The 13,818-nt window shown below is 47.5% G+C and carries 10 protein-coding genes and 3 tRNA genes; all 13 read left to right on the top strand.

The window, feature by feature from the left end; all coding sequences use genetic code 11:
* Positions 1-25 precede the first annotated feature (25 nt).
* Positions 26-682 (top strand): UvrY/SirA/GacA family response regulator transcription factor, encoded by a 657-nt coding sequence (gene uvrY / locus ABFV38_RS13855; protein ID WP_008500346.1) that lies wholly within the window; start codon positions 26-28, stop codon positions 680-682.
* Positions 679-2,511: an excinuclease ABC subunit UvrC gene (gene uvrC / locus ABFV38_RS13850; RefSeq protein ID WP_008500347.1), complete on the top strand. Its 1,833-nt coding sequence runs from the start codon at positions 679-681 to the stop codon at positions 2,509-2,511. The genes uvrY and uvrC overlap by 4 nt, the downstream gene beginning before the upstream one ends.
* A 56-nt stretch (positions 2,512-2,567) precedes the next feature.
* The gene (gene pgsA / locus ABFV38_RS13845) at positions 2,568-3,116 is read left to right on the top strand and encodes a CDP-diacylglycerol--glycerol-3-phosphate 3-phosphatidyltransferase (RefSeq protein ID WP_008500348.1); all 549 of its coding nucleotides are present in this window, start codon (positions 2,568-2,570) and stop codon (positions 3,114-3,116) included.
* A gap of 152 nt (positions 3,117-3,268) precedes the next feature.
* Positions 3,269-3,344: transfer RNA gene (locus tag ABFV38_RS13840), tRNA-Gly, on the top strand.
* Positions 3,345-3,390: 46 nt separating this feature from the next.
* Positions 3,391-3,464: transfer RNA gene (locus tag ABFV38_RS13835), tRNA-Cys, on the top strand.
* 11 nt (positions 3,465-3,475) lie between these two features.
* A tRNA-Leu gene (locus tag ABFV38_RS13830) sits at positions 3,476-3,562 on the top strand.
* Positions 3,563-3,822: 260 nt separating this feature from the next.
* The gene (locus ABFV38_RS13825) at positions 3,823-5,346 is read left to right on the top strand and encodes a type I restriction-modification system subunit M (RefSeq protein WP_235403404.1); all 1,524 of its coding nucleotides are present in this window, start codon (positions 3,823-3,825) and stop codon (positions 5,344-5,346) included.
* Positions 5,336-6,556: a restriction endonuclease subunit S gene (locus tag ABFV38_RS13820; RefSeq protein ID WP_348957429.1), complete on the top strand. Its 1,221-nt coding sequence runs from the start codon at positions 5,336-5,338 to the stop codon at positions 6,554-6,556. The genes ABFV38_RS13825 and ABFV38_RS13820 overlap by 11 nt, the downstream gene beginning before the upstream one ends.
* A gap of 21 nt (positions 6,557-6,577) precedes the next feature.
* Positions 6,578-9,862, top strand: a complete 3,285-nt coding sequence (locus tag ABFV38_RS13815; RefSeq protein ID WP_348957428.1) for a type I restriction endonuclease subunit R — start codon at positions 6,578-6,580, stop codon at positions 9,860-9,862.
* Positions 9,859-10,614, top strand: coding sequence for a SprT family zinc-dependent metalloprotease (locus ABFV38_RS13810; RefSeq protein ID WP_235403407.1), 756 nt, complete (start codon positions 9,859-9,861; stop codon positions 10,612-10,614). Before ABFV38_RS13815 ends, ABFV38_RS13810 begins: the two co-directional genes overlap by 4 nt.
* A gap of 173 nt (positions 10,615-10,787) precedes the next feature.
* Positions 10,788-11,147 carry a hypothetical protein gene (locus ABFV38_RS13805; protein ID WP_348957427.1) on the top strand — a complete coding sequence of 120 codons (360 nt, stop codon included), beginning with the start codon at positions 10,788-10,790 and terminating at the stop codon, positions 11,145-11,147.
* A gap of 103 nt (positions 11,148-11,250) precedes the next feature.
* A complete protein-coding gene (locus ABFV38_RS13800) occupies positions 11,251-12,396 on the top strand; it encodes a PD-(D/E)XK nuclease family protein (protein ID WP_223539193.1) in 1,146 nt (381 codons plus the stop codon).
* 85 nt (positions 12,397-12,481) lie between these two features.
* Positions 12,482-13,663, top strand: coding sequence for a restriction endonuclease (locus tag ABFV38_RS13795; RefSeq protein WP_045619641.1), 1,182 nt, complete (start codon positions 12,482-12,484; stop codon positions 13,661-13,663).
* The last annotated feature ends 155 nt before the right edge of the window (positions 13,664-13,818 follow it).

Below are 13,818 nucleotides of genomic sequence, written 5' to 3'. Positions count from 1 at the left end.
TATCCCTATTCTGGAGACATTTCCTTTGATCAACGTCCTTCTTGTTGATGACCACGAACTGGTGCGCGCAGGGATACGACGCATTCTTGAAGATATTAAAGGTATTAAAGTTGCCGGTGAGGCATGCTGTGGTGAAGATGCGGTAAAATGGTGCCGTACTCACTCCGCCGATGTGGTGCTGATGGATATGAACATGCCCGGTATCGGTGGTCTTGAGGCAACACGCAAAATCGCGCGTACCTTTGTAGACACCAAAGTCATCATGCTGACCGTGCATACCGAAAATCCACTGCCCGCGAAAGTGATGCAGGCGGGGGCCGCGGGTTACCTGAGTAAAGGTGCTGCACCGCAGGAAGTCGTCAATGCTATCCGTTCCGTGTTTGCCGGACAGCGTTACATTGCGTCCGACATCGCTCAGCAGATGGCGCTGAGTCAGATCGAGCCCGAGAAAACCGAATCACCGTTTGCCAGTTTGTCCGAGCGTGAATTGCAGATTATGCTGATGATCACCAAAGGTCAGAAGGTGAATGAGATCTCGGAACAGCTGAATCTCAGCCCGAAAACGGTAAACAGCTATCGTTATCGGATGTTCAGTAAACTGAACATTCATGGTGACGTCGAACTGACGCATCTGGCCATCCGACATGGTTTGTGTAATGCGGAGACGTTGTTAAGTCAGTGAGTGATGTGTTCGATTCAAAAGCATTTCTGAAAACCGTAACCAGCCAGCCTGGCGTCTATCGCATGTATGACGCTGGCGGTACGGTTATCTATGTGGGGAAGGCAAAAGATCTTAAAAAACGCCTTTCCAGCTATTTTCGCAGCAACCTGGCCTCCCGTAAGACCGAAGCGCTGGTCTCACTCATTCAGAATATTGATGTCACCGTCACGCACACGGAGACAGAAGCGCTGCTGCTTGAGCACAACTATATTAAGCTGTACCAGCCGCGCTATAACGTCCTGTTGCGCGATGATAAATCCTATCCGTTTATCTTTCTGAGCGGCGACACCCATCCGCGCCTCGCCATGCACCGTGGTGCAAAACATGCGAAGGGTGAATATTTCGGGCCGTTCCCCAACGGCTATGCCGTGCGTGAAACGCTGGCGCTGCTGCAAAAAATCTTCCCGATCCGCCAGTGTGAAAACAGCGTTTACCGTAACCGCTCGCGCCCGTGCCTGCAGTACCAGATTGGACGCTGCCTGGGGCCGTGCGTGGCCGGGCTGGTGAGTGAAGAAGAGTATGCCCAGCAGGTGGAGTACGTGCGCCTGTTCCTGGCCGGTAAAGACGATCAGGTGTTAACGCAGCTGATCGCGCGGATGGAAAAAGCCAGCGCCGCACTCGAGTTCGAAGAGGCCGCGCGGATCCGCGATCAAATCCAGGCGGTGCGCAGAGTCACGGAGAAACAGTTTGTCTCGAATACCGGTGACGATCTCGACGTGATCGGCGTGGCCTTTGACGCCGGGATGGCCTGCGTGCATGTGCTGTTCATACGCCAGGGCAAAGTGCTCGGCAGCCGCAGCTATTTCCCGAAAGTACCTGGCGGTACCGAACTGGGCGAAGTGGTGGAAACCTTTGTCGGCCAGTTCTATCTGCAGGGGAGCCAGATGCGCACGCTGCCTTCTGAGATCCTGCTCGATTTTAATCTTGACGATAAAACCCTGCTGGCCGATTCGCTCTCTGAACTGGCGGGCCGTCGGGTCAATGTACAAACCAAACCGCGCGGCGATCGTGCGCGCTATCTGAAGCTGGCGCGAACCAACGCGGCAACGGCGCTGAGCACGAAGCTGTCGCAGCAGTCGACGGTGCACCAGCGTTTAACGGCCCTGGCGGCGCTGCTGAAGCTTCCGGAAGTGAAACGGATGGAGTGTTTCGACATCAGTCATACGATGGGGGAACAGACGGTCGCGTCCTGCGTGGTGTTTGATGCTAACGGTCCGCTGCGCGCCGAGTATCGCCGCTATAACATCACCGGCATCACGCCGGGCGATGACTATGCGGCGATGAATCAGGTGCTGCGTCGTCGCTATGGTAAAGCCATAGAAGAGAGCAAGATCCCGGATGTGATCCTGATTGACGGCGGGAAAGGGCAGCTCGGCCAGGCGAAAGCGGTATTTGAATCGCTTGATGTCAGCTGGGATAAAAACCATCCGCTGCTGCTGGGCGTCGCAAAAGGGGCCGATCGTAAGGCCGGTCTGGAGACACTGTTCTTCGAGCCGGAAGGTGAGGGCTTCAGCCTGCCGCCGGACTCTCCGGCGCTGCACGTCATTCAGCATATTCGCGATGAATCGCACGATCACGCCATCAGCGGCCACCGCAAAAAACGGGCGAAGGTGAAAAACACCAGCTCACTCGAGACTATAGAAGGCGTGGGGCCAAAACGTCGCCAGATGCTGCTGAAGTATATGGGCGGATTGCAAGGATTACTCAACGCCAGCATGGAGGAAATTGCAAAAGTGCCGGGTATTTCGCAAGGGCTGGCAGAAAAGATCTACTACTCGTTGAAACATTGAGGGCTCTGTAGCAACATAGAGCTAAATTTTACTGACAACAAATAGTTACCGTCACTATGCAATATAATATCCCTACGTTGCTCACTCTTTTTCGTGTCGTACTCATTCCGTTCTTCGTGCTGGCGTTTTACCTGCCGGTTGTCTGGGCACCCTTTGCCTGCGCATTGATCTTCCTTATCGCAGCGGTCACAGACTGGTTTGATGGCTACCTGGCGCGCCGCTGGAATCAAAGCACCCGTTTCGGCGCCTTCCTCGATCCGGTGGCGGATAAGGTGATGGTCGCGATTGCGATGGTGCTGGTGGCTGAGCACTATCATACCTGGTGGGTGACGCTGCCTGCAGCAACCATGATCGGCCGTGAGATTATCATCTCTGCGCTGCGCGAATGGATGGCGGAGTTGGGGAAACGCAGCAGCGTGGCGGTCTCCTGGATCGGCAAAGTGAAAACGACGGCGCAGATGGCGGCGCTGGTCTGGATGCTCTGGCGTCCGAACGCCTGGGTTGAGTGGGCGGGGATTGGCCTCCTGTGGGTGGCGGCAGTGCTGACGTTGTGGTCAATGCTGCAATATTTGAACGCTGCGCGCGGGGATTTGCTTGATCAGTGATCGTTTCGACGTAATTTTCAGCAAACGATCCGGGGATGCAAAAAATAACGTTGACTCATAACGTCATATCAGTAGAATGCAACGCATCGAACGGCGGCACAGTCAGCCGGACGATAATGAAATCAAGTGGTTAGACATTTACTTGATGACATGCGGGAATAGCTCAGTTGGTAGAGCACGACCTTGCCAAGGTCGGGGTCGCGAGTTCGAGTCTCGTTTCCCGCTCCAGATTAAGGACATGCGCAGTAGCGGGTGTCAGTTTGAAAAGTTTTATGGCGCGTTAGCAAAGCGGTTATGTAGCGGATTGCAAATCCGTCTAGTCCGGTTCGACTCCGGAACGCGCCTCCACTTTCTTCCCTGGCCGGATGGTGGAATCGGTAGACACAAGGGATTTAAAATCCCTCGGCGTTCGCGCTGTGTGGGTTCAAGTCCCACTCCGGCTACCATGGGAAACAAAGAATAATCAAAGCAATAAGCAGTGTCGTGAAACCACCGAAAGGTGGTTTTTTTGTATCTGCGATTCACGCATTAACTGTAGATATTTCCTTGCAGACCTCGGCTTAATTAATTCCTTTCACGAGCGCGTTTTGTGTCAAAACATAATGGCTTAACGTGTTTGATTGCATGTTTTCAGGTATTATCAAAACCCTATTTCCTTCTATATTTCCCGGCATTTCGGGCTGGCATTCTCATACCAGGATGATTCATGAACGACAAAATCAATCAGGATACGATCAACAAAGCCCTGTGGGCCGCGTGTGATACGTTCCGTGGCACCATCAGTGCTGATACCTATAAAGACTTTATCCTTACCATGCTGTTCCTCAAGTACATTTCTGATGTCTGGCAGGATCACTATGATGAATATAAAGAACAATATGGCGATGCGCCGGAGCTGATTGAAGCCATGATGGCAAACGAGCGTTTTGTGTTACCGAAAAGCGCCAGCTTTTATGCGCTGTATGAACGCCGTCATGAGCCGGGTAACGGTGAGCGCATCGATCAGGCATTACATGCTATTGAAGAAGCCAATGGCACCAAACTGAAAGATGCCGGGAAGAGTGTGTTCCAGGATATTTCGTTTAACACTGACCGCCTGGGTGAAGAAAAGCAGAAGAACACCATCCTGCGTCAGCTGCTGGAAGACTTTGCTGGTGAAGATCTTAACCTGAAGCCAAGCCGTGTCGGTACGCTGGACGTTATCGGTAATGCCTACGAATATCTGATTAAAAACTTTGCCGCCAGCGGTGGGCAGAAAGCCGGGGAATTCTATACCCCGCCGGAAGTTTCGGACCTGATTGCTGAACTGCTTGAGCCGCAACCCGGTGATACCATCTGCGACCCGGCCTGTGGCTCTGGTTCGTTGCTAATGAAGTGCGGACGTAAAATTGTCTCCGGGCATGACAGCCGCAACTATGCTTTGTTCGGGCAGGAAGCGATCGGTTCTACGTGGTCGCTGGCGAAAATGAATATGTTCCTGCACGGGGAAGACAACCATAAAATCGAGTGGGGCGATACCATTCGTAACCCGAAGCTGCTCGATAAAAATGGCGACCTGATGCTGTTTGATATCGTGACCGCTAACCCACCGTTCAGCCTCGATAAGTGGGGCCATGACGAGGCCGAGAACGATAAGTTTGGCCGTTTTCGTCGCGGTGTACCGCCGAAGACTAAAGGAGATTACGCCTTTATCTCGCATATGATCGAAACCCTGAAACCGGGAACGGGCCGTATGTGCGTAGTTGTGCCACACGGTGTGCTTTTCCGTGGCTCCAGCGAAGGTAAAATTCGCCAGAAACTGATCGACGAAAATTTGCTGGATGCGGTAATTGGCCTGCCGGAAAAATTGTTCTACGGCACGGGGATTCCGGCTGCGATTCTGATTTTTAAGAAGCAGAAAGTGGATGACAAGGTGCTGTTTATCGATGCCAGCCGTGAATATAAGGCGGGAAAAAACCAGAACCAGCTCAGCGCAGAAAATATCCAGAAGATCGTTAACACCTATCGTGAAGGCGATAACGTCGAGAAATACGCCTATCTCGCCAGCCTGAAAGAGATTCAGGACAACGACTATAACCTTAATATCCCGCGCTATGTCGATACCTTTGAGGAAGAAGGCGAGATCGACCTGCTGGCAGTGCGAGCAGAGCGTGAGCAACTGAAGGTGGAACTGGCGAAGCTGGAAACGGAGATGGTGGGTTATTTGAAGGAGTTGGGTTATGGTGCCTAAGGGGTGGCAGAAATTTGCAGTTGGAGAACTATGTACGTCTATTGTACCGGGCCGAAACAAGCCTAAAGTATTTGATGGTGATATTCCATGGGTTACTACACCTGAAATCAATGGGCGATATATTCCTTCAAAGCTTCAAGTTAACTATGTTTCAACTACAGCTTTGTCTGATGCTGGTGGAAAGATAGTCCCTAAAGGTGCAGTTGTCATGGCTGCAGTGGGTGAACTTGGTTTAATTGCTATAACTAGTGAACCAGTAGTATTAAATCAACAGTTACATGCATTTGTTTGCTCAAAGCTAGTAAATAATGAATTTCTCGCATATTGGCTGACGACTCAAAAACCGTATATGGAAAGTATTGCTTCAAAAACGACCATTCCATATATGAATAAGACCAATTGCGAAAGTATACCCGTCCTCCTGCCGCCCCTTGCTGAGCAGTTCAAAATCGCCCAAATTCTGTCAACCTGGGATAAGGCTATTTCGGTGACGGAGAAGCTTCTCACCAACAGTAAACAGCAGAAAAAGGCTCTGATGCAACAATTACTTACTGGTAAGAAACGCCTGCTGGATGAGAATGGGGTGAGGTTTAGTGGGGAGTGGAAAATTACTAAACTAATACAAATGGGCAAAGTTGTATCTGGTGGAACACCAGATACAAACATGGCCATGTATTGGGATGGCGATATTCTATGGCTTACCCCAACTGATGTTACTGCATTAACGGGTAGGTTCGTTAGCAATACTAGTAGAAAAATTACTCCTGCGGGATTACTAAATAGCTCAGCTGTTCTTTTGCCAAAAGGTAGTTTAATGGTATGTACAAGAGCTACCATTGGTGCTTTAGCAATTTCGACATCGGAAATTTGTACCAATCAAGGTTTTAAAAACATCATTCCGAATGAAGGGTTTAATATCGAATTTATTTATTACTTGTTGCAAATGAACACAAATGAGATGATCAAAAAATCATCTGGCTCAACATTTTTAGAACTTTCCAAGAAAGATTTTGAAACTTTAAGCTTTTCTTGCCCATTTATTAAAGAGCAACAAAAAATCGCCGCCGTGCTGTCCGCTGCTGACACCGAAATCTCCACGCTGGAGAAAAAACTCGCCTGTCTGAAAGAAGAGAAAAAAGCGCTGATGCAGCAGTTACTGACCGGGAAGCGCCGTGTCAAAGTAGAAGCTGAAGAAGCAGTTAGCGTTTAAAGCGAAGAACAAGGAAAGCCAATGAACCAGACGTACACGCCAAAGTTCCAGGAAGAATACAGCGCCAAAATTCCGGCACTGACGTTACTGACCAGCCTCGGCTGGACGTTTTTATCCCCGAAACAGATTATGGGTCATCGGGGTTATAAACAGGATGAGGTAGTACTGCGTTCGGTTCTGCGTGAAGTGTTGTCGAAGCGTTCGTTTATGGCGGGTGGCAAAACCTGCCTGTTATCGGAAAAAGCACTGGATAACCTGATATCTCAGGTCTGCTCCCCGGCACTGAATGAAGGGCTGCTGAAAGCCAATGAGCGGATGTATAACCATCTGCTTTACGGAATCGCCGTCACGGAGTTTGTCGATGGCAAGAAGGTCAGTCCCACGATTGCACTCGTTGACTGGGAACATCCGGAAAATAACCAGTTCCATTTTACTGAAGAATTTACGGTATTGCGGTCAGGCGGTGTCGGAACCCGCAGACCGGATATTGTCTGTTTTGTGAATGGTATCCCGCTGGCCGTCATTGAAGCGAAAAGCCCGGCGGGTCACGGCAAGAAAGGGCCAACCATTGACGAAGGGATATCCCAGAGTATCCGCAACCAACTCAACGACGAAATCCCGCAGCTGTTTGCTTACAGCCAGATATTGCTGTCGATTAACGGGCATGACGGGCGCTACGGTACCTGCCATACGCCAATGAAATTCTGGGCGGCATGGCGCGAAGAGGATATTACCGATGCGCAGATGTATACGCTCCGCAACCATCAGTTATCGACGGAACAAATTCATGCGTTGTTTGATCATCGTCCCTCATCCGATCTCGACTGGTACCAGCAGTTAATCGCCGCTGGTGAACTCGCTGTCAGTGGACAGGATCAGCTGCTTATCAGCCTGCTTTCGCCGGAGCGTCTGCTGGAGATGACCCGCTTCTTCACCCTGTTTGATAAAAAGACCGGGAAGATAGTCGCTCGCTATCAGCAGGTGTTCGGCATTAAAAGACTGCTGGAACGCATCAGTACCCGCAGACCGGATGGGGGCAGGGAAGGTGGTGTTATCTGGCATACCACCGGTTCTGGTAAATCGTACACCATGGTGTTCCTCAGCAAGGCGCTGATTCTTCATGACAGCCTGAAGCAGTGTCGTATTGTGGTGGTGACGGACCGTGTGGACCTTGAAGGGCAGCTCAGCGGCACTTTTGCCTCAGGTGGCGAACTGGCAGGGAAGGATGATAAGGCAAAAGCGATGGCGACCTCAGGTCAGAAGCTGGCACAGCAGATTGGCTCTGGTAAAGAACGTATAATCTTTACCCTTATCCAGAAATTTAACTCAGCGACAAAACTTCCTGAATGCGTCAATACCAGCCCCGACATCATCGTTTTGATTGATGAAGGACACCGCAGCCAGGGGGGTGAGAACCATGTGCGAATGAAACTGGCCCTGCCGAATGCCGCCTTTGTGGCATTTACCGGTACGCCATTGCTGAAAGAAGATAAGACCACCAATAAATTCGGGCCGATTGTCCACGCTTATACCATGCAGCGAGCGGTAGAAGATCAGGCTGTGACGCCTCTGCTCTACGAGGAACGTATTCCTGATCTTGAGGTAAACGACCGGGCAATAGATGCCTGGTTTGACCGTATTACAGTTGGATTAAGCGAAGCGCAAAAAGCCGACCTTAAGCGTAAATACGCCCGTAAAGGTGAGGTTTACAGTGCAGATGACCGCATCCGCCTGATCGCACTTGATATTGCCTCACACTTCTCGAAAAATATTGATGAGGGGTTGAAAGGGCAACTTGCCTGCGACAGTAAAATCTCTGCCATTAAGTATAAAAAGTATCTCGATGAAGCTGGGTTGTTTGAATCAGCGGTGGTGATCAGCCCTCCGGATACCCGGGAAGGGAATACCGAGGTGGATGAAAGCAAACTGCCAGAAGTGACGAAATGGTGGAAGGATAACGTCGGCGCGCAGGATGAGTCCGTGTATACCCGCAATATCATCAGTCGTTTCGATACCGATGATAAGCTCAAATTACTGATCGTCGTTGATAAACTGCTCACCGGGTTTGATGAACCGAAAAATACCGTGCTGTATATCGACAAGCCGCTTAAGTCCCACAACCTTATCCAGGCGATTGCCAGGGTAAACCGTCTGCATCCACTGAAAAAGTTTGGCCTGCTGATTGATTATCGCGGCATTCTGGCTGAACTGGACACGACGATCGGTAAATATCAGGATCTCGCCTCCCGCACCCAGGGAGGATACGACATCAAGGATATTGACGGGTTGTACAGCGCCATGAGTTCTGAATATAAACGTCTGCCGCATCTGTATAACCAGTTGTGGGCCATATTTGCTGGTGTTAAAAACAAAAATGATACTGAGCAGTTACGTGCAGTACTGGTGCCTAAAATGGAAGAACGTGACGGAGAGATGGTCGATATCCATCAGAAAACCCGTGATGATTTCTTCGAGGCGTTAACGGCCTTTGCCGGATGCCTGAAAGTGGCACTGCAGTCCGCCACCTTCTTCTCCGACAAGAGCTTTACGGAACAAGACCGAAATCTCTATAAAGAAACCGTAAAACAGATGTCCAGCCTTCGCCAGTGGGCGATGCAGGCAAGTGGAGAGCAGGTCAATTATGACGACTACGCTGAGCAGGTGAAAAAACTGCTGGATAAGCATGTCACCGGCGTTGAGGTTCGTGAACCGGATGGCGTGTATGAAGTCGGTAAAATGGGCAAGAGTGAAAAGCCCGAAGAGTGGGACAACAATAAAACCCGCAATGAAACCGACATAATTAAAACCCGTGTGACAAAGATGATTGAGCAGGAGCTGCGTGATGACCCGTATGCTCAGGAGGCCTTTTCCAAACTCCTGCGTATGGCAATCGAAGAGGCTGAAAAACTGTTCGACCATCCACTGAAGCAGTACCTCTTGTTCCGTGAGTTTGAAGAGCAGGTTGAAGCCCGTAAGCTAAGTGATATCCCGGATGCACTGACGGTAAACAAGCATGCTCAGGCATATTACGGTGTATTTAAAAAAGAGCTGCCTGAGGTTTTTGCGATCAACGACGTTCAGGTGCAGGAGAAGTGGACGAAGCTGGCTTTTGAAGTGGACAGTATCATCGTCAAAGCAGTGGCAGAAAACTCCCTGAACCCTCAGGATATTGAGAAAGCAGTCAAGACAAATCTCTTACCACTTCTGTTTACGGCCTGCCGGGAAATAGGGGCCGGAATGAACCAGGTAAACCGTATTGTGGAAACTATCATCCAGATACTGCGCGTTGGTTTGATGAAATCATGAGTGAAAAAGAATCGCCAGCAATGAAAGCGTTACGCATTGTCTATGGTGATGAAGCCATTGCCATACAGTGTGTTCCGCGTCAGGTCGTTAAGGGCAGGGTGCTCATCAAGGTGCATCCGGACTGCCGGGTTGTGGCCTCTGTACCGCCAGAAACACCGGAGCACGAGGTGTTGTCTGCGCTGAAAAAAAAAAGTCGCTGGATATATCAGCAACTGCGTGATTTCAGGGAGCAACAGACACACATTGTCCCACGTCAGTATGTCAGTGGAGAAAGCCATTACTATCTTGGCAAGCAATATCAGTTGAAAGTGACAGAAGACGCTACTGTGCCGCAACGAGTGAAAATGTTGCGTGGGCGTCTGGAAGTGACGATCAGACACAAATCGGCAGAAAAGGTCAAAGCGTTGCTGGCCGAATGGTATCGGGAACGCGCCAGAGATGTCTTTCAGCGCAGGCTTGATTTATTGATACCGCAGACCCTTTGGGTTAGTGAGCGTCCGCCGATACGTTTGCGGGCGATGCAAACGCAATGGGGTAACTGTTCTGCGAAAGGCTGTCTGACCCTGAATCCATGGCTGGTTAAGGCATCCTCAGAATGTATCGACTATGTCTTGCTACATGAGTTATGCCATGTTGCTGAGCACAACCACAGCGAGGAGTTTTACCGTCTGATGGGGCAGGTTATGCCGGGCTGGGAAAAGGTTAAGAAACGGCTCGACGGGATGGCTGGGATGTTGTTGGCTGATATGTGATTTTGGGGCTTATTCTAATTTAGAAACTAATCGGGGAAGTTATGTATTCAGTATCAAAGTATATTTTTTATACCACTCTGATTCTTTATGTCCTGACATTACTAACTGTCAGCTATGTTGGTGTCTATTTAACTTATGTGGCTATTCCGGTGATTGTTGTTTCTGGATTATTAATGAAACTTCTCGGTAAAAGAAAGAGTAAATCAGGAGAAGTATCAAATGTTGTAGCCAGGGTGCTAAATAATACAAATGCCGGGCTGGAACGTTTTAATGAAGGCATGCACTGGTTCAATGAGAAAAACAGAATCATAAATGAAAAAACAAAACCTCTTAACGAACAAATTCATGCAATAAGAATGAAAATGATTGAGCCGGAGGTAAAATTAAAATATGAAAGTGACCCTGAAAAAAGAAAAACACTTAATACTTTAATTGAAAGTATGGAAAAAGATATCAGGATTATAGAATCCCAGAAAGATGAAATTAAAATGGCGATAGAGATAGATATTGCCCGCAAGAGGATTAATGAATAATGTTTGAGTTTTCTGCATGGATATTGATTAACAGTGACAGTTTTCAATAACTAAAATATCAAACAAATGGCATAGTAAACATGATTGTTAAAGGGAGGTTGAATTGCATTCTGAAGCGTTGGCTATCGAATTTATTGAACAACTGAAAGGCATCTCGGTTGAGGATGATGTTGAATTCAATTTTTTTGAATTGGGAGGTTCCGGATATCTCGAAAACCCAACAACGGATTTGATGGCTTTGTTTATGGGAGCCCAGAAAATGGTGCCGCCATGGTTGCTAAAAGCATTGTTATGTTGCCTGGATGATTCCCTCGATGTTGATGAAATTGATTTCACCTCTCTGGAATTAATGAGAGAAGCCAGAACAGAGGATGGGAAATATCTTGATATTCTTATCAGACATGATGAATTCATCATAGGTATTGAGCATAAAGTTTTGGCTGATACATATAATCCTTTTCCCAGCTATGTAAGTCTCATTGATAGCTACGGCGGCAACAATCAAAATCTTTTTCGTTGTATATTAAAGCCTGATGGTAACTGCGCTAAAGGCGTAGACGGTTGGCGACTGATCAATTATTCACTGCTGCTGGAAAGCGCCATCCGACGTCTGGGGTTAGAGATGATGAATCAAGATTTCAGCAAGTGGACAGTTTTTTATCAGGAGTTTTTAAGTCATCTTAAAAAATTGAGTGAGGCTGGTATGGATAATGTATCTGATAAAAATGTTGAGTTTGTTACTGAAAATTTCTCGGCTTTGATAAAGTCGGTTAAATTGCTGGAAATGTACCAAAATGCAATCACGGAGGAAGCGAAATCGGTTGTCTCAGAAGTACTGCCTGATATTCATATAGCAACAGGAATTAATAACTGGAAGGGTTACTATAAAGCAATTCATCTTATGCCAGGATGCTGGGGGCAAGGTAAAACAGGAGTTACACTAGTTTACCGCCCTAATGAAGATGGAAGAGGTGAAGCAGAATTCTACGTAAATGGTTGGATACATTCAGATGATTATTCTGAAGTTAATGCACTAAAAGAAGAAATACGAGTTGCTTTAAGTACTGGTGATTTCATTCCAGCAGCTAACCCTGAGGACTACGAAGTATCAATTACTGGGAAGGGGCAAGTGCTTGAACTGAGCTTTTGGGGGAATACGAGAAGTAAAAAAGATGCACTGGTACTTCTTAAGGATATGACTGAGTGGATGGACTCAAAAATAAGAACATACAGTAATATCACTGAGTGATAACATTCTGTTTAAATGGTGGATTATTAGGCTGGTAATTGAAGCGTCGAATAGACAGATATTGGAATAAAAGGAGAATATTCAAATGATTTATCAGTGTGATACTTGCAGTAGAACGACTTTTGAGGTTAATTGTCCCTGGTGTAGTGGAGTTTCGCCTGTAAAGACGTCTGCATGGGGTTCAGCATCATCGACCGCACAAGCAATAGATATACAACGTATGACACCATTGAATCCATCGTTTTATCCCGAATTTCAGTATCGTTCAAAGGGTGTTCTAAAAGATCTATTTGGGAAAAAGAAAGAGCAAACTCAGCTTAATCAATTGCTTGAAAATGTTCTCGAAAAATACTCCAGTTTAAAAGATCCATATTTTACTAACTTCATTTACACTTCCAGATTCTCACATAATAATAAATCGGAAGCAGATTACTCAACAGATAATGGTACATACTCCGAATTACAACTTTTCCGTGAGGTGTTGGTCAGAAAAGGGTTCAATGAGCTTGAGCAGTTACCTGAGCTATTAGATAAATTACTCCTTACCACATCATTTAATGCTCTTTATTATGGTTTCGCTAAGGAAGTTAAACGGCATATTAAATCCACACTTACTGAATCCTTGAAATCATGGATTGAGGAAGCGGGTACCACTTTTAGGGCAGATCTTTCATTGTTTCTATTCTATATATGGAGCAATAAAATAGAGTTCTCATCAGTAGAGTTCAATGAAAAAGCGGAGGCTACGCCTGGTGTTCCTTTAGTTTCATTTGATGAAGTTAAAAAATATTTAGCTGTGTGCGAACATATTTATTTTGATATTCTGGTTGATAGATTAGCTACACGGCTCGAACATTTTAACCCTAACAAATTCGTCACCATGTATTTAGTTGATGCAATGGACGGTTTTCAGTTTGAAGATTTCCTTGTGGAAGTATTCCAGACTATGGGCTATGACGTCAAAGAAACCAAGAGAACGCAAGATCAGGGTGCAGATCTCTTCGTCACTCGATTTGGTAAGGATATGGTTATTCAGGCGAAAAATTATTCTGGTTCTGTAGGTAACTCGGCGGTGCAGCAGGTGATCTCTGCTAAAACGTTCTATGGTTGTGATGAGGCGATGGTTGTGACTAATTCCTACTTCACACGCTCCGCCAAAGAGTTAGCTGAGTCAGCCTTGGTACGTCTGATCGACAGGGATGAACTGCAAAAGTATCTGGATGATTACAATCAGAAGATAATCGAAGATTTCCAGTCAAACTCGTAACTTTGCAGTCATATAGATATAGCAAAGGACAGGTAGGCCTCCTTGAGAGGGGGACTTACCTGTGTTGTTCTGAGATGAGTAAAGCACTTCTGCTCAGGTGGCCAAATTCACTAAACCACTTCATTCCTATGAGACATAATGGCCTCGTCATCCAG

It is taken from the genome of Enterobacter cloacae complex sp. Mu1197, assembly GCF_040059225.1.
GTDB classification, from domain to species: Bacteria; Pseudomonadota; Gammaproteobacteria; order Enterobacterales; family Enterobacteriaceae; genus Enterobacter; species Enterobacter quasiroggenkampii.
Note: the sequence above shows the minus strand (reverse complement) of the source record. Positions and strands in the feature narration are given on the sequence as shown.